The sequence below is a fragment of the Pseudomonas sp. FW215-R2 genome, from assembly GCF_058789255.1.
Genome location: NZ_JBYTBO010000001.1, coordinates 200,440 through 217,545, shown reverse-complemented (window position 1 = coordinate 217,545; position 17,106 = coordinate 200,440). Strand labels below are relative to the sequence as shown.

General features: G+C 61.4%; 14 protein-coding genes. 11 read left to right on the top strand and 3 right to left on the bottom strand.

Annotated features, from left to right (window positions below; genetic code table 11):
• Nucleotides 1–92 precede the first annotated feature (92 nt).
• From AC3WRD_RS00930 to AC3WRD_RS00900, 7 genes are read left to right on the top strand one after another with little or no spacing between them, the layout of a single operon-like run.
• On the top strand, nucleotides 93–1,850 hold the full coding sequence (locus AC3WRD_RS00930) for a carbamoyltransferase family protein (RefSeq protein WP_007952261.1): 1,758 nt from the start codon (nucleotides 93–95) through the stop codon (nucleotides 1,848–1,850).
• Nucleotides 1,834–2,964, top strand: coding sequence for a glycosyltransferase (locus AC3WRD_RS00925; RefSeq protein ID WP_102620159.1), 1,131 nt, complete (start codon nucleotides 1,834–1,836; stop codon nucleotides 2,962–2,964). The genes AC3WRD_RS00930 and AC3WRD_RS00925 overlap by 17 nt, the downstream gene beginning before the upstream one ends.
• Entirely contained in the window at nucleotides 2,964–3,860 is an 897-nt protein-coding gene (locus AC3WRD_RS00920) for an antimicrobial resistance protein Mig-14 (RefSeq protein ID WP_096819862.1), read from the top strand. The genes AC3WRD_RS00925 and AC3WRD_RS00920 overlap by 1 nt, the downstream gene beginning before the upstream one ends.
• 8 nt (nucleotides 3,861–3,868) lie before the next feature.
• Nucleotides 3,869–5,314, top strand: coding sequence for a PIG-L family deacetylase (locus AC3WRD_RS00915; RefSeq protein ID WP_102620158.1), 1,446 nt, complete (start codon nucleotides 3,869–3,871; stop codon nucleotides 5,312–5,314).
• Nucleotides 5,311–6,465 carry a glycosyltransferase gene (locus AC3WRD_RS00910; protein ID WP_102620157.1) on the top strand — a complete coding sequence of 385 codons (1,155 nt, stop codon included), beginning with the start codon at nucleotides 5,311–5,313 and terminating at the stop codon, nucleotides 6,463–6,465. The genes AC3WRD_RS00915 and AC3WRD_RS00910 overlap by 4 nt, the downstream gene beginning before the upstream one ends.
• A 14-nt stretch (nucleotides 6,466–6,479) precedes the next feature.
• A complete protein-coding gene (locus AC3WRD_RS00905; RefSeq protein WP_096819955.1) occupies nucleotides 6,480–7,364 on the top strand; it encodes a glycosyltransferase in 885 nt (294 codons plus the stop codon).
• Nucleotides 7,365–7,367: 3 nt separating this feature from the next.
• On the top strand, nucleotides 7,368–7,991 hold the full coding sequence (locus AC3WRD_RS00900) for a CatB-related O-acetyltransferase (protein ID WP_102620156.1): 624 nt from the start codon (nucleotides 7,368–7,370) through the stop codon (nucleotides 7,989–7,991).
• 4 nt (nucleotides 7,992–7,995) lie between these two features.
• Here AC3WRD_RS00900 and AC3WRD_RS00895 read toward each other — a convergent pair whose 3' ends face one another.
• Together AC3WRD_RS00895 and AC3WRD_RS00890 are read right to left on the bottom strand one after the other, a co-directional pair.
• Nucleotides 7,996–9,216, bottom strand: coding sequence for an acyltransferase family protein (locus AC3WRD_RS00895; RefSeq protein ID WP_102620155.1), 1,221 nt, complete (start codon nucleotides 9,214–9,216; stop codon nucleotides 7,996–7,998).
• A 2-nt stretch (nucleotides 9,217–9,218) separates the two neighbouring features.
• Complete coding sequence (locus AC3WRD_RS00890) at nucleotides 9,219–11,084, bottom strand: bifunctional O-antigen ligase/aminoglycoside phosphotransferase family protein (protein ID WP_102620154.1); 1,866 nt, start codon at nucleotides 11,082–11,084, stop codon at nucleotides 9,219–9,221.
• A gap of 154 nt (nucleotides 11,085–11,238) precedes the next feature.
• Here AC3WRD_RS00890 and msbA point away from each other — a divergent pair, with 154 nt between their 5' ends.
• The 4 genes from msbA (at nucleotide 11,239) to hldE (ending at nucleotide 16,041) form a co-directional block, all read left to right on the top strand.
• The gene (gene msbA, locus AC3WRD_RS00885) at nucleotides 11,239–13,041 is read left to right on the top strand and encodes a lipid A export permease/ATP-binding protein MsbA (RefSeq protein ID WP_102620153.1); all 1,803 of its coding nucleotides are present in this window, start codon (nucleotides 11,239–11,241) and stop codon (nucleotides 13,039–13,041) included.
• Nucleotides 13,042–13,205: 164 nt separating this feature from the next.
• A complete protein-coding gene (locus AC3WRD_RS00880) occupies nucleotides 13,206–13,910 on the top strand; it encodes a sulfotransferase family 2 domain-containing protein (protein WP_096819855.1) in 705 nt (234 codons plus the stop codon).
• The gene (gene cysC, locus AC3WRD_RS00875) at nucleotides 13,903–14,514 is read left to right on the top strand and encodes an adenylyl-sulfate kinase (RefSeq protein WP_102620152.1); all 612 of its coding nucleotides are present in this window, start codon (nucleotides 13,903–13,905) and stop codon (nucleotides 14,512–14,514) included. Before AC3WRD_RS00880 ends, cysC begins: the two co-directional genes overlap by 8 nt.
• A gap of 102 nt (nucleotides 14,515–14,616) precedes the next feature.
• Complete coding sequence (hldE, locus tag AC3WRD_RS00870; protein ID WP_096819853.1) at nucleotides 14,617–16,041, top strand: bifunctional D-glycero-beta-D-manno-heptose-7-phosphate kinase/D-glycero-beta-D-manno-heptose 1-phosphate adenylyltransferase HldE; 1,425 nt, start codon at nucleotides 14,617–14,619, stop codon at nucleotides 16,039–16,041.
• Between the two features lie 66 nt (nucleotides 16,042–16,107).
• Here hldE and AC3WRD_RS00865 read toward each other — a convergent pair whose 3' ends face one another.
• On the bottom strand, nucleotides 16,108–17,076 hold the full coding sequence (locus AC3WRD_RS00865; RefSeq protein WP_102620151.1) for a metal ABC transporter ATPase: 969 nt from the start codon (nucleotides 17,074–17,076) through the stop codon (nucleotides 16,108–16,110).
• Nucleotides 17,077–17,106: the final 30 nt, after the last annotated feature.

Sequence of the window (17,106 nt, the reverse complement as noted above, 5' to 3'; positions counted from 1 at the left end):
CCCGCCCTTTAGCTGTCTCTCGCCCGGTGCGAGGGCACATCATTTTTCAAGGCGCATCGCGCCTGAATGCAGACTAAAGAGGCTAGACCCCTGTGGCATTGACGATTCTTGGCCTGTCCGGCGCCCTTAGCCATGATCCTTCAGCAGCCTTGTACATCGACGGCAAGCTGGTCGCGGCGGCTGAGGAAGAGCGCTTCGTACGCGATAAACATGCAAAGAACCGCATGCCCTACGAATCGGCGAAGTTCTGCCTGGAGCAGGCTGGCATCAAGCCGTCCGACGTTGACGTGGTAGCGATTCCGTTCGCCCCGATCAGCATTTTCGGCAAGGCCCGCTGGCAGTACGCCAAGCGTTACTGGTACGCCCCGGACCGTGCACTCGACGCGATCCTGATGGGTAACCGCCGCTACAAGCGCTATCGCAACAAGATCGTCTGGTGCCTGGAGCAACTGGGCTTCGATCCGAAGAAAATCAAGATCGAACCGGTCGAACACCACCTGGCCCACGCCTCCAGCGCCTACCACTGCTCGGGTTTCAAAGAGAAAACCGCGATCCTCGGCATCGACGGCAAGGGCGAGTACGCCACGACCTTCTTCGGTTATGGCGAAAACGGCAAGATCCACAAGATCAAGGAATTCTTCGATCCGGACTCTCTCGGCGGCCTGTACGGCGCGATCACCGAGTTCCTCGGTTTCGACATGCTGGACGGTGAGTTCAAGGTCATGGGCATGGCGCCGTACGGCGACGCCAGCAAATACGATTTCTCGCGCCTGGCCTCGTTCGAGAACGGCGAGCTGGTGATCAACACCGACTACGCCAACGTGATCGGTCTGCGTCGCTATAAAGAGAAGGGCAAGGGTTACTACTTCTCGCCGAAGCTGATCGAGTGGCTGGGTCCGAAGCGCGAAGGCGACATCGCCGACGAGCCGTACATCCACTACGCCGCCAGCATTCAAGCGCTGTTCGAAAAAATTGCGCTGCAGATGATCGACTACTACCTGGGCGACGTGCTCAAGGAAACCGGCAAACTGGCCTACGCCGGTGGCTGTGCGTTGAACGTCAAGCTCAACCAGAAAATCATCGCCCGCGACGACGTCAAGGAACTGTTCGTGCAGCCTGCATCCGGCGACGCCGGCACCGCAGTCGGCGCAGCGGCCTATGTGTCCAACGCCCGTGGCGTACCGGTCGAGAAGATGGAACACGTCTACCTCGGCCCGTCGTACAGCAACGAAGACGTGATCGCCGCGTGCGCCCGTCACGAGAACAAGCCGACCTGGCGCAAGCTCGACAACATGCCGGAGCAAATCGCCAAGATCATGGTCGATGGCAACCCGGTGGCCTGGTTCCAGGGCCGCATGGAGTTCGGTCCGCGTGCTCTGGGTGGTCGTTCGATCATCGGTTGCCCGAGCGTCGCTGGCGTGGCTGACCGCATCAACCACCAGATCAAGTTCCGCGAGCGCTGGAGGCCTTTCTGCCCGTCGATGCTCGACACCGTTGCGCCGCAGATGATCAAGATCGATCACCCGGCGCCGTTCATGACCTTCACCTTCGAAGTGGCGGAAGAGTGGAAGACCCGCGTGCCGGAAGTCGTCCACGAAGACGGTACTTCCCGGGCCCAGGTGCTCAAGCGCGAATACAACCCGCGCTACTACGACATGATGAAGGCGCTGGAAGTGCTGACCGGCAACGGCGTGTCCCTGAACACCTCGCTCAACCGCCGTGGTGAACCGATGATCTGCTCGCCGACCGACGCCCTGAACATGTTCTTCGGCTCCGATCTGCAGTACCTGATCATGGAAGACATCCTGGTGGTCAAAGAAGGCGCAAACGCTTATGACACGCTCGGCTGAACGCCATGTGCTGCAGTTCTGCCACGGCTATGACGGGCCGTTCCTGGACTGCGCGCGGCAGTACGCCAGCCTGTTCGCGGGCACCGGTTATCGGGTCACCACGGTCTTTCTGACCGGGGCGGCCGATAGCGAGGTGGCTGCGGCCTGCGCCTCCGACGAAGTGTTGTTCATGGAATACAGCTCCAAGGCCATTCGTGGCCTGAAGCTGGGCGCCATCGGCGATCTGCGCAAGATCGCCGCTTCACGCAATTTCAGTTTCTGCATCGCCCATCGCTTCAAGCCGATCTACATCGCCTTGCTCGGCACTTCGCTGCCGGTGATTGGCGTGCACCACGCGTTTGGCGATTACAAACGCGGCACGCGCAAGCTGTTCGCGCACATTGTCCGCAAGCGCCTGAGCCTGCTCGGCGTGTCCGACGCGGTGCGCGACGACATGCGCCGCTGCCTGCCGAAATGGCCGGCGACGCGCATCCAGACCCTCTACAACCGCATCGATGTTTCGGCATTGCAGATGAGTCAGGTGTCCGCCCGTGAAGCCCGCGAGACCCTCGGTCTTTCAGCGGATGCGTTCATTGTCGGCAACGTCGGTCGCCTGCACCCGGACAAGGATCAGGCCACGCTGCTGCACGGTTTTGCCGCGGCGCTGCCCGGTCTGCCGGCCAACAGCCAACTGGTGATTCTCGGCAAGGGGCGTCTTGAGGATGATCTGAAGGCCCTGGCCCGCGAACTGGGCGTCGGTGATCGCGTGCTGTTTCTCGGTCAGGTGCCGGACGCGCGCAATTATTTCCGTGCATTCGATGTGTTTGCCCTGAGTTCCGACCACGAACCGTTCGGCATGGTGCTGCTGGAGGCCATGGCCGCTGGCGTGCCGTTGTTGGCGACTGCGTGCGGCGGGGCGAAGGAAGTGGTCGAAGGCGTGGGCATTCTGTTCCCGCTGGGTGATGCCGAACATCTGGCCCAGGGCCTGAAACATCTGGCCGGCATGGACGAGCAGCAACGCCGTCAATGCGCCGAGATGATGTTCGATCGCCTGCGCGAGCGCTTCTCCGACCGCGCCGTACGCGACACCTTCTGGCATTTGCCGCAAGTTACCGATCTGGCACCGAGGGGCTGATGCTCAACCGATTTCAAGGCTGGCGCGAACGTGGCTGGTCGCCCGTTGACGCCTCAACTTATGCACAGGCCTGGCAGCGTTTTGGCGGCAGCGTCGCGACTCATCCGCTGGTCGTCGAGCGTCTGGCGGATCTGGCCGGCATCCCGGTGCGTTATCTGGCCTGGGAGCAGCAGGGCGAAGTCAAAGCGGCGATCCCGACCTGGGGCCGCGATCTGGCCTTGTCCAAGGACGTGCTCAAGCGCAACGGCAAGAAAGGCCTGTTCGACCTCGGCAACGCCGAGCTGATCCTGCCGGCCGCCGTCGATGCCCAGGCCCCGCTGCGCCATCGCGGGCGATACCTGTCGGCGCTCAACGAAAACCGCTTCAGCGGTCTCAAGTTGCAGACCGAACAACTGGCCATGGCCCGCACCCCGGAAGAACTGTCGAAGAAGTTTCGCTACAACCAGCGTCGTGAGTTGCGCCTGCTTGAAGAGGCGGGCGGTGTCGTACGGCCGGTCAGCGAGTTCACGAGTGCGGAACTGGCAGCCATTTATTGCGACCTGTTCCAGCGTCGCTGGGGATTCCCGGCCACTGGCGCGGCACGCATGGCCGAGGTCATCGAGTTGTTGCGCGAGCTGTTGATCGGTTCGGTGATCTTCCTCAACGATGCGCCGATCGCCATTCAACTGGTGTATCGCGTCGAAGCGCCGGAGTGGATCAGCGTCGAATACATCAACGGCGGCGTCGACCCCGAAACCCGTGAATTCAGCCCTGGTAGTGTCTTGAGCTTCCTCAATACGCAATCGGCGTGGGAGCACGCCCGGGCGCTGAACAAGCCGCTACGCTTTTCCTTCGGTCGTGCCGACCGTGAATACAAGGATCGCTGGTGCAATCCTGTGCCGGTCTTCACCGTATGAGTCAGCCCATGAGCCGCAAACAGCAACTGCTCAAGCGTCACCGGCGCAATAAGCGTATCGGCCTGTTGATTGCGCTGATCGTGTTGATCGCCCTCGGTGTGCTGGTGGCCTGGTGGTTGCCGCTGGTGCTGGCGGTGGTTGGCTGGATCGCTCACGAAGCGTGGTTCGCCGATCATTTGTTCTACTCGCCGAAAGACGACTACCAATACAGCTTTCCGCCGTTCACACCGCAGCCGAAAGTGCATTTGAGCGGTGAGCAGTTGCGCCTCGACGAGGGCGTGATGCTGGTGGACGACGCCACGCTGATCCTCGCCGTGCGGGTGAAAAGCACCTGGCTGGGACGTTTCTTCGATCCACGCGTGGAGCTTGCGGGCGGAGCGAATCCGGATGCACAGACCTTCGAACGTGGCGTCAACGGCCTGCGTTATCTGAACCTCAGCGGTCAGGCGCAGACCTTGTCGCAAGGCCTGTTGCGCCTGCGCGGACGTTTCTGCCGGGTGACCGGCGAGCCGGTGCTATGGGCGCTGGAACAACCGGATTACCGCCATCAGCGGGTGATGGTGATCGCGCCGCACGCCGATGATGCCGAGTTGGCCGCTTACGGTTTGTACAGTCAGGCCGATGAGGCCTGGATCGTTACCCTGACCGCCGGCGAGATCGAAGCCGAACACTATCAGCAAATGGGCCTGAACAAGGTCGAGGCGGCGCGACTCAAGGGCCGCTTGCGGGCCTGGGACAGCCTCGCCGTGCCGCGCTGGGCCGGTGTGCCGCAGGAACACTGCGTGCAGCTCGGGTATTTCTGCCTGCAACTGGCGGCGATGCAGGCTGCGCCGAATCAACCGGTGGGTTCGCGGGAAGCTGATCTGAGCGACACGCGGATGTTTCGTCAGTTGAATCCGTTTGCCTTGCCCGGCGATGCCGACGGCGCGCCGACCTGGAACAATCTGCTGGCCGACCTGCGTGACGTCCTGTCTCGTGCGCGTCCGGATGTGATCGTGCTGCCGCACCCGACGCTGGATCCGCATCCCGACCATATCTGCGCCCAGGAGGCCGTACTGGAAGCCTTGCGCGGTCTCGATTACCAACCGACCCTGCTCGGTTACGCCAACCACCTGCACGACAACGATCGCTGGCCGATGGGCGACAGCGGGCAGGGCATCGCCTTGCCGCCGACGTTCGATGCAAACGTGGCGATGCAACCGCTGTGCCTGCCGCTGCCGATCGAGCTGCAACGTGACAAGGCCATGGCGCTGGGCATGATGCATGACCTGCAGCCGCCGGCACCGTTCAAGCGGCGTCTGCGCCGGCTGTTTCAGCGACTGCTGGCCGGTCGTATGCCGTCGGTCTACGGCGAGAACGAATTTTTCCGCAAAGCGGTCAGGCGCCAGGAGTTGTTCTGGGTGCTGAAGCAGAGCGAAACAGGCGCGACGGGTTCGCAACGGGGAGAGTCATGAGTCAACGCGCAAAGGTTCTGCAGCTGCAGCCCGACTACAACGTCAAATCCCATGATTTCGCCGACCTCGCCGAACAGATCGTCAAGGCTTTGCCGACGGATCGTTATGAGGTGACAGCAGCATTCCTGCGCGGCAAGCCCGGGCCGGGTGAGGCCGTCAGCCGGGCCGACCGTTCGGTGTATTTCGAGTTTTCCGACAAGTCCCTCAAAGGCATGCGCCTGCGGGCGATGTGGCAGCTGTACAAGTTCTGCCGGCGGGAAAAGTTTGATGTGGTGATCTGCAACCGGTTCAAACCGGTGAACATGATGCTGACGCTCAACCGTTGGTTGAAAGTGCCGTTGTGCATCGGCATTTCCCACGGTTTTGGCGAGTACGATCGCTTCTATCGCCGTCGTCAGACCCAGCGTCTGATCGATCGCCACTGGCGCTTTGTCGGTGTGTCGCCGGCGGTCAAGCAGTACCTGCTGGACTGCGATTGCGGTTTCACCGATCAGAATACGTACGCGATCACCAACGCCATCGACATCGAGCAGGCCGAAGGTTTGCAGCACAGCCGCGAGCGGGCTCGTGAGCTGCTCGGTATCGACCCGAAGGTGCGCCTGATCGGTGCGCTGGGCCGGCTGGTGTCGGTCAAGGGCCACACTTACCTGTTGCAGGCTTTCGCCCAACTGAAAGACAAATACCCGAACACCCAACTGGCAATCATCGGTGCCGGGCGCCTGCAAGCGCCGCTGGCGGCCGAGATCGAACAGTTGGGTCTGACCGGCCGCGCGCACCTGCTGGGCTTCAAGGAAAACGCTCTGCAATACGTACGTGCGTTCGATATCTGGACCATGCCGTCGCTGGCCGAAGGCCTGGGCCTGGCCTTGCTGGAAGGCATGAGCGGGCATCTGCCGGTGATCGCGTCGAACGTGCCGGCCATGTTGCCGCTGATCGAAGGTGCCGGTGGCCTGTCGATCACCCCCAAGGACGTGACGAGCCTGGTGACGGCGCTGGATACCTACCTCGGGCTGTCGGATGACGAGCTCAAGGCCAAGGGCGAGCAGGCCTATCGCTATTTGCAGGAACAACACGACATCGAGGTCTTCCGTCAGGAATACCTGACCCTGATCGACTCCGGCCTGGCGCAGGCCCGCAAGGAACAGCCATGAGTGAGGTCACCGCCCTGAGCGATGCACAACCCATCGTCACCGTGATCATCGCGTCCTACAACCACGGACCGTACATCGAGGAAAGCATCCTCAGCGTCATCAACCAGAGCTACAAGAACATTGAGCTGCTGGTGGTCGACGACGGCTCGAAGGATGACAGCGTCGAGCGCATCAAAGCCTTGCAGGAAAAGCACGGATTCGACTTCCGTGTGCAGCAGAACCAGGGCCTGACCAATACGTTGAACGGCGCGATTGCGCGGGCCAGGGGCAGCCTGATCGTGCCGTTCGGCTCCGACGACATCATGTACCCGGACCGGATCGCCACCCAGGTCGCGTACATGGACGGCAAGCCGGAAGTGGGTATCTGCGCCGGCAACATCGAGTTGATGGACGCCGACGGCAACCTCTACCCGGAAAAGCGCCAGCGTCGGGACGTGCCGTTCCGTCGCCTGGATTTCGATGACATGTTCCTGGAGCGCAAGCCGTATCCGCCGGCGCCGACCCTGATGATCCGCCGCGAGGCGCTGGACAAGGTGGGAGGGTTCGATCCGACGATTCGTCTTGAGGATCTGTACATCGAGCTGAAAGTCACCCGTGCCGGGTATTTCATCGACGGCCTGAACGTGGTGATGGCGCGCTATCGCAAACACGCCACGAACTCGTACAAGAACCACCGTTTCATGATCGAAAACATCCTGCGTACCTACGCGCTGTTCAGCGATCACCCGCTGTACGACGAGGTGCGCTACAAGTCGCTCAACTCGATGTTCCTGAAAACCGCCAACCGTGACCGCAAACTGGCGCGGGAGCTGCTGGCACAGATTCCGCTCAAGGCCTGGAACAAGAAAACCTGGCGCGGTCTGGGCCGGTTGCTGTTTTCACCGCTGGAAAAGGACTGAGCCATGGGCTGGCTTCAGCGCTGGCGTGAGCAGCGCGCCAAACGGGCGATTCGCAAGCTGCCGAAGATCGAACGCGGCGCGGCGCGGTTCGCCCGGGCTTACCCTGACTACAGCTTTGGCCGGGGCAGTTATGGTCTGCCGATCGTTCATGACTGGAAGGAAGGCTCGACGCTGAAGATCGGTGCCTACTGTTCGATTGCCGTAGGTGTGCAGATCTTTCTTGGCGGGCATCACCGGGCGGACTGGGTGACCACGTTTCCCTTTCCGGCGATGCTGCCGGAGGCCGCTGGCATCTGCGATTACAGCGGTACTCACGGGGACGTGATAATCGGCAACGATGTCTGGCTGTGCTCCAACTGCACAATCCTGTCGGGTGTCACGATCGGCAGTGGCGCGATCATCGCTGCCGGTGCACTGGTCACACGGGATGTCGAACCCTATGCGGTCATGGGCGGCAATCCGGCGAAGTTCCTGCGCTGGCGGTTTCCCGAGGAGCAGCGTCAGGAGTTGTTGCAGAGTGCCTGGTGGGATTGGCCGGAAGCCGAACTGCGCGGGCTGGTCGACAAGCTCTGCAGCGATGACATCGAGGCTTTCCTGAGTTATGCCCGCCAACGTCAGCCGGTGTAGCCGCTCAGTGGTCCTGAACGGCTTTGTCGGCCAGTTTTTTCGGCGCCTGCTTCTGGCGTAACCATTGCAGAAACTTCCTGCCTGCTTCGATGCCCGGTTTCTCGATGTACAGAAATGTCAGGCTGGCGATCACGATCAGCAGACAACTGCACACGGCCATCAACAGCAGATAGAGGATCGGGTTCTGTGGATTGAAGGGAACCAGGTGCGGCAGTTGCTGCACCATCATCCAGAGCACATAGCCGTGCAGCAGATAGGTGCTGTAGCTGATCTCTCCCAGCCAGCGGACGCTACGCAGGCGCAAGGCGCCAAATAGCGCGTTGCCCGATGCCACGATGACGAAAAACACGCCCAGCAACAGCAGCGGCATCAGGCTGAAGGCGCGTTTGTATTGCGTCATCACCAGAACAAGGGCCAGCAGGGCAATGAAGGTGGCGAACCGTGTCTGGCTCCATGCCACCAGATGGGGACGTCTCACCCAGTAAGCCGCGGCGATCCCCCCCAGGAAACTCGCCAGAAAGTGCTTTTTCAGCGAATGCTCCCAGCCGACCACCTGATAAAGGGCATAGATCCCGATCAGGCACAGGACCACCTGCAGCCAGTGCTTGCGGTAGATGAATATCAGCCCCAGAAGTGGCAGCGCCAGGTAGAAAAACACCTCATAGGCCAGCGTCCAGGTCACGTTGGAAATCAACATGCCGCTATGGGGGTACTGATTGATGTCGGGTCGGTCGAACGTCAGCCAGGCCAGTATCTGCCCGGCCAGCTGCGTGCCGGAGTCTTTCAGTTCCCAGCCTTGCAGGTGGAAGACGGTGACAAACACGATCAGCATCAGCGGCAGGTAAAGCGGATAAAGCCGAAACACCCGTGAGACCGCAAATGCCTGCCAGTCATGGTCGCGACCCTGTTTGAGCAGGCGGCTCCAGAACAGGAAACCGGTGATCATGAAAAACAGCGCGACACTGGCCTGGCCCAATTGGGAGTAGAGATTGCTGGGCGGAAAGTCGATGACGCCAGTGCGCAGGTAGAACCAGGTAATGATTGCGTGATGAATGAACACGCCAAAAGCCAGATAGCCGCGCAAGCCGTCAATGCTGTTATAGCGGCTTTCGCCGCTATGACGCAGGTGCTGGGCGGCTTTGGGTATCAGACGCAGGAACATTACCGACGTCGCGATAGCGAGCAGATACGCTATCGCGGCAAAGACTGGGTTTGTATCCGTCATGATCAGTGGGCCCGAGCCGGGCGACCTCCCTGTTGCACTTGCCGGTGCAGATTGTCGACGGCAGCCTTGGAGGCCGTCACCGAATACCCCTGGAGCAGGGCATCGAAGTGATCCTCGAACAGCCAGCGCTTGTCTTCCGTGTAGCGTTGCATGTGGCGCAAATTGCGCTGGCGCAATGAAAGGCTCAAGGGTGATGGATAGATGCGCAGGTCGGCCAGATCGATCAGCCCGAACTCACCGTCCTCCAGCACCAGCACGTTACCCAGATGCAGTGAGCGGAAATAGACACCCTGCTCATGAAGCCGGGCCATGAACTTGCCGAAACGTTCGACCAGCGCCTGTCGCACCGCTGGTGCGGGGATGCCCTGCAGCACCTGACGCAAGGTGTGGCCCGGCAACGGAGCGTAGTGCACTGCGCTGCTGCCATCGTCCAGGCGATACAGATTCAGCACCTGCGGGGTCGGGATGCCCATCCGGCGCAATTGTTCGCTATTGATGGCGAAGCGTTCGGAGTACGGGTTGAAGTTGCCGGAGGTGTACCAGCGGCGGCGACGGAACAGCTTGAGGAAGCTGCCATCGGTCAGGCGCAGGACCTTTGGACCCAGGCCGTCCTCTTCGATCACCTGAGCATCGGCGCAGCGTTGTTGCAGGCCGGAGACCGACAGTTTCTGCACCGGTATTGCCAGCAGACGTCGGGCCCGCTGATTGATGCTGATCGCAGCAATCAGCGCCAGCGGAATCCACAGCAGGAACCAGTGTTCCTTGGGGCGCGAAATGATGCCGCCACCTTCTGTCAGCCCGGCACCGATGCCGAACACCAGCCAGGTGGAAGCGATGATCAGCAAGGGTTGTACGCGTTGACGCCAGCTGCTCAGCAAGCTCCAGCCCTGGAAGAACAGCCACGGCAGCAGGCCCAGGATGCCGACGTAATAAAGCACGCCGAGGACGAAGCTGTGCGGTTCCTGAAAGCTGTAGCCAACGCCCGGGTCAATCGCCAGATCGGCGTTGTAGCCATGACCGATCCAGGGGTGATCGGCAATTTTTTGCAGGGCAATCTGCCAGATTTCGAAACGGTAGGAGTCGCCGCGCTCGGTGATCATCTTCGAGAACAGGGCGACCACGGCGATGCCGACGGCCGCCAGCGACCCCAGCATCACCAGCGAACGCCGGTTCCAGCAGATGAAGGCCAGCCACAAGGCCGCCATGGTCAAGGCGACCAGCGGCGTTCTGGAACCGGTCGAGATCACCGCCGCGAACATGATCAGCATCGCCGGCAGGCTGAGCCAGAGCAGGCGGCCATGTTTGCAGGACATGCTGACGCTGAGCCAGTAGGCGCAGAAAAAACCGAACAGATGGGAGCTGAGCAGCGGGTTGTCGAACGCCCCGCCGCCGACCAGACGCGCACCTGGCTGGTAATGATGGATAAAGGGGATCAGGAAACAGATCGTGGCGATCAAGGCAACCACGGCCGCGACGAACAGCATCGGCGAAATAATGTCACTGCGGTAGCGCACCACCAGGTAGCAACCGACGAACAGCAGCAAGGTATGCAGCGGGGGTTTGAGCATGCCGCCGAACGATTCGCCATCGGGCGGGCCCCAGCACAGACTGAGCAACGCCCAGGCGATGAACGCAAGCACCGCAAGAACCACCGGTTCGCCCAGCAGCTCTTTCAACTCCCGCGGGCGCAGGCACAGGGCGATCAGTGCAGGAATGCTGAACAGACCATAAAACAGTTTGTGATGCAGGCTGCGACCCGGCAGGAAGAACAGCGCGCACAAGAGCAGGAAGAAGCCGACGGGAAGTATCCACAGGCTGATGAAATCGAAGATTCGATTGGACGTACTGCTGAAGCCGCGAAGTTGCATGCTGTGAGATTCAATCCTGAAGTTGATCGGCCATTTCATTGATGGCTATTTGATGCTGAAAAAGATGCCTAACAATAACAGCCTTTGCCCGATTGCCAGAACCCTGAAGAAGCTGTGCTAAAGTCAGCGTCCTTTTTATCGACTCTCGCGTGATATGACCGACTCCAGTCTCGCCGCAAGCCCTTCGAGCTTGAAAATCTACTTCCGCCTGCTCGGCTACGTCCGGCCGTATATCAGTCTGTTCCTGATCAGCATCGTCGGTTTTCTGATTTTCGCATCGACCCAGCCGATGCTCGGTTACATTCTCAAGTATTTCGTCGACGGTCTGTCCAATCCCGAGGCAGTGCTGTTTCCCACCGTGCCGTACCTGCGCGATCTGCAACTGTTGCAGGCCGTACCGCTGCTGATCATCCTGATCGCTGCGTGGCAGGGCCTGGGATCCTATCTGGGCAACTACTTCCTGGCCAAGGTCTCCCTGGGCCTGGTGCACGATCTGCGGGTGCAGCTGTTCAACAACCTGCTGGTGCTGCCGAACCGGTATTTCGACAAGCATAACTCCGGCCATCTGATTTCACGTATCACCTTCAACGTGACCATGGTCACGGGGGCGGCAACAGATGCGATCAAGGTCGTAATCCGTGAAGGCATGACGGTGATCTTCCTGTTCGCCTCCCTGTTGTTCATGAACTGGAAGCTGACGCTGGTGATGGTCGCCATCCTGCCGCTGATCGCCGTGATGGTGCGTACCGCGAGCAAGAAATTCCGCAAGCAGAGCAAGAAGATCCAGGCGGCCATGGGCGACGTGACACACGTGGCCTCGGAAACCATCCAGGGTTATCGCGTGGTGCGCAGCTTCGGCGGCGAAACCTACGAAGAAAAACGCTTCCTCAACGCCAGTCAGAGCAATACCGACAAACAACTGCGCATGACCCGCACCGGCGCGATCTACACGCCGATGCTGCAACTGGTGATCTACAGCGCCATGGCGGTGTTGATGTTCCTGGTGCTGTTCCTGCGCGGTGACGCTTCGGCGGGTGACATGGTGGCCTACATCACCCTGGCCGGCTTGCTGCCAAAGCCGATTCGCCAGTTGTCCGAAGTCAGCTCGACCATCCAGAAGGGCGTTGCCGGTGCCGAAAGCATTTTCGAGCAGTTGGATGTCGAACCGGAAATCGATACCGGCACGATTGAGCGCGATGCGGTCAGCGGTCGTCTCGATGTGCGTAACCTGAGCTTCACCTACCCTGGGACCGAACGTCAGGTACTCGACAACATCAGCTTCTCGGTCGAGCCGGGGCAGATGGTGGCGCTGGTGGGGCGCTCCGGCAGCGGCAAGTCGACGCTGGCCAACCTGATCCCGCGCTTCTATCACCACGACAAGGGTGAAATCCTGATCGATGGCGTGGAAGTCGAGCAGTACAAGTTGCTCAACCTGCGCCGCCACATCGCCCAGGTGACCCAGCACGTCACGCTGTTCAGCGACACCGTGGCCAACAACATTGCCTATGGCGACCTGGCCGGGGCACCGCGTGAAGACATCGAGAAAGCGGCGCGTGATGCGTACGCGATGGATTTCATCGCGCAACTGCCGGAAGGCCTGGACACCCAGGTCGGCGAGAACGGCGTGCTGCTTTCCGGCGGTCAGCGCCAGCGCCTGGCGATTGCCCGTGCCTTGCTCAAGAACGCGCCGCTGCTGATCCTCGACGAGGCCACCTCGGCTCTCGACACCGAATCCGAGCGGCACATTCAGGCGGCTCTGGACCAGGTGATGAAAGGCCGCACCACGCTGGTGATCGCTCACCGTCTGTCGACTATCGAGAAGGCCGATCTGATTCTGGTCATGGATCAGGGCCGGATCGTCGAGCGCGGGACTCACGGCGACCTGCTGGCGCAGAACGGCTACTACGCGCGTCTGAACGCCATGGGCCTCGATGCGCCGGCCGAAGACATCGCCTGATCCAGCCTTGTGAAGGTCGGGCGCGCAATGCGCCCGGCCATTTGTATCAGAATCCTTACCCTTCTTGACCAAACCTGCATAAAACCCGGCATCGCGCTTGTTAAGGTTCCTGACTGAACTCTGACTTCCAACGAAGGGGCTATCCCCGTCGCGCGGGTACTCTCATGCTGCAACGCTATCTGTGGAAACTGTTGCCCAAGTCGCAGCGAACCTTCCTGCTTGGGCGCCTGTCGGTGGTCGACCGGCAAGTGGTGAACAAGTCGATGTCGGCCAACCTGCGCTTTCCCAAAGCCTTCGAGCAGCATTCCTGTCTGTTCATTCATGTGCCCAAATGCGCCGGCAGCAGCGTGTGCGCGGCGATGTTCGACGGCTGGCGGCCGGGCCATCTGCCGTTGTACTGGTATGAAGAACAGTTTCCCGCGCAGTTTGCGGCTGCCTACAAGTTCGCTTTCGTGCGTGATCCGCTGGAGCGTGCCTATTCGGCCTACGCGTTCCTGCGGGGCAACGAACTGAGCGAGCGTGATCACGCAGCGCAGCAAATGGTCAGGCATTACCGCGACTTCGACGATTTTGTTGCACGCTGGCTACATGCCGACACCATTGCGCGACAATTGCACTTTGCCGCGCAAACCGACTTTCTCACCGATTCGCTGGGGCGCCTGGCGCTGGATTTCGTCGGCTATCAGGAGCATCTGGAGCGGGACTTCCGCCTGGTGTGCGAGCACCTGGGGCTGACGAGTCAATTGCAGCACGTCAACGTTTCCCGGCAGCGGCGTCCGCTGCCGGCGCGTGATTTCTGCACGCAGCGCACCCGACGCCTGGTTCGGCGGGTCTATGAACGTGACTACGAGATGCTCGGCTATGAATGAAGCACAGTCCGTTTCCCTGTTGCCACCGGCCATCCGCCCCTATGCCCTGGCACTGCCCGCCCAGGCTCGCGCCGAGCAGAAGTCGCAGCAACCGCGCTGCCTGTGGCTGACCGGGTTGTCCGGGGCCGGCAAATCGACGCTGGCCAATGCACTGGAGCTGCATCTGCATCAGTTCGGGCTGCATACGTTCCTGCTCGATGGCGACAACCTGCGCGGCGGTCTTTGTCGCGATCTGGGGATGACCGAGGCCTGTCGGCGCGAGAACATCCGGCGCACCGCCGAAGTGGCACGGTTGATGGTGGACGCCGGGTTGATCGTGATCGTGGCCGCCATTTCACCGTTTCGTGCCGAGCGGGATACGGCGCGCCGGCTGTTTGCCGAAGGCGATTTCATTGAAGTGCATGTCAGCACCTCGCTGGAGGTCTGCGCCCGACGTGACCCGAAGGGGTTGTACCGGGCGGCGCGAGAAGGGCGGATCAAGGACTTCACCGGGATCGACAGCCCGTACGAGGCGCCGCTGGCGGCCGAGTGCCGGATCGATACCGATGAGGTGGAACTGGCCGATGCCTGCCATCGACTGGCCGCGTTCCTGTGCAAAAAATGAGCAAAAAAGCCTGTCGTTTCATCCTGTTGCAGCCACCGCACAAGCCTTCGCCAACCCTGTGTTAATATCGCGCCCCTGTTCATTTTGTATGTGGGTTGCTCCATGAAGTTGTCCATGCCGCGATTCGATCAAGCCCCTGTCTTGGTGGTCGGCGATGTCATGCTCGACCGTTACTGGCATGGTGGTACCTCACGGATTTCCCCTGAGGCGCCGGTTCCGGTTGTAAAGGTCGAGCAAATCGAAGACCGCCCGGGCGGTGCCGCCAACGTTGCCTTGAACATTGCCGCGCTGGGCGCGCCGGCGTCGCTGGTCGGTGTGACCGGTGACGACGAAGCCGCCGACAGCCTGAGCAACAGCCTCAAGGGTGCGGGCGTGCGCGCCTTGTTCCAGCGCATTGCGCACCAGCCGACCATCGTCAAGCTGCGGGTCATGAGCCGGCACCAGCAACTGCTGCGTATCGACTTCGAAGAACCGTTCGCCACTGATGCCCTGGCCCTTGCTTCCCAGGTCGACGACCTGCTGGAAGGCATCAAGGTGCTGGTGTTGTCCGACTACGGCAAAGGCGCCCTGAAAAACCATCAGGCGTTGATCCAGGCCGCCCGTGCCAAAGGCATTCCGGTGCTGGCCGACCCGAAGGGCAAGGATTTCTCGATCTACCGTGGCGCGAGCCTGATCACCCCGAATCTCAGCGAGTTCGAAGCTATCGTCGGCGGTTGCGCCGATGAGCACGAACTGGTGAGCAAGGGCGCAACGCTGATGCACGACCTCGAGCTCGGCGCACTGCTGGTGACCCGCGGCGAGCACGGCATGACCCTGCTGCGTCCGGATCATCCGGCGCTGCACCTGCCGGCCCGGGCCCGTGAAGTGTTCGACGTGACCGGTGCCGGCGACACGGTGATTTCCACCCTGGCGGCCGCGATTGCCGCTGGCGAAGAACTGCCGCACGCGGTGGCGCTGGCCAACCTGGCGGCCGGCATCGTGGTCGGCAAGCTGGGTACGGCGGCGATCAGCGCTCCGGAACTGCGCCGCGCGATTCAGCGCGAGGAAGGTTCCGAGCGGGGTGTGCTGGGTCTGGAGCAACTGCTGCTGGCGGTTGCCGATGCCCGGGCGCACAACGAGCGGATCGTGTTCACCAACGGCTGTTTCGACATCCTCCATGCCGGCCACGTGACCTACCTCGAGCAGGCGCGGGCCCAGGGCGATCGCCTGATCGTTGCGATCAACGATGACGCTTCGGTCAGCCGCCTGAAAGGCCCGGGCCGGCCGATCAACAGCGTCGATCGGCGCATGGCGGTTCTCGCCGGTCTCGGTGCGGTGGACTGGGTGATCAGCTTCGCCGAAGGCACCCCGGAAAACCTGTTGCGCGAGGTCAAGCCGGACGTGCTGGTGAAGGGTGGCGACTATGGCATCGACCAGGTTGTCGGTGCCGACATCGTCAAGGCCTACGGTGGCACCGTTAAAGTGCTGGGGCTGGTGGAAAACAGCTCGACCACGGCGATTGTGGAAAAAATCCGCAAGTCCGAGTGATGCAAACATAAAGACCGCGCCTGCGACGACTCTCTGGAGTCACTCGCAGGCGCGGTCTTTTGCCGTTCAGGAGTTCACTTTCTTGCGCGGCACGATCTTCTTCAGCAGTTGTTTCGCCTTGCCGCGCAAGCGCGCCAGCCCCGTGTCCTTGGGCGGCGGCGTCAAACCTTGCTGCCGCAGCCAGTCCTTCCAGCGAATCCGCTCCTCACGCACCAGCCAGCCGTCCTGTCGGGCGAAGCTTTCCGCCAGATACAGACCACGGGTTCCCGCCGGGTACAGATGACCTTTCTTCAGCGTATACAACTCAGGGAGCGGTTCGCCGTCCTGCAACGGCATCAAGTACAGATCGGGGCGTTTGCGGTCGAGCCGGGCGACCAGTTGATCGCCTTCCAGCCGTTCATCGACATGGAACAGGCTCAGGCTCTTGGCTTCCTTGGGCACGTCCAGCCGCAGGTCGTAGATCAATTGCAGGGACGCGGTCGGCAAGTGCACGTAGGCCTGTGGCCGTTCGAGCAATTGCAGGTTGGCGCAGCGCACCGGTCGGGCCGAACCGGACAGCGGCGTCAGGCGAAAGGGCAGGGCCTCGCGGTAATGCAGCGCCGATGCGTACGGCGCTGGCAGCCAGGTGTCGTTGAAGCGCCCGCCGAGCCAGCCTTCCGGGGTTTCCAGCAGGCATTCCTCGGCGATCTCCTGGATCGCCGTGTGCAGCGGAATGTTCAGTTCATGCGCCGGCACGTAGCCGGAAATCAGCTTGAGCACGACATCGCCGCGATCCTGCCGCCGCTGGCGCACCAGCACCCAGTAATCACGATTCTGCCAGTGCAAGGTCAGGCGCACCGAGACGCCGAGGTTGGCCAGCTCCAGCGCAAAGCGTTCGGCATCCGCCACGCTGACCGGTTTGCGCCGTTGCAGGGTCTGGGCGAAATTCAGCGGCATGCCGACGCTCTGGTAGGTCAGGCCTTCGGGCGTCGCTTCGACGAACAGCGGCAGCGTCTTGAAGTTGCTCGGGTTCTTTCTGATGAGCGTACGCGGCATGTCGGCTCCTGCTTAAGGCCGCGGGGCGGC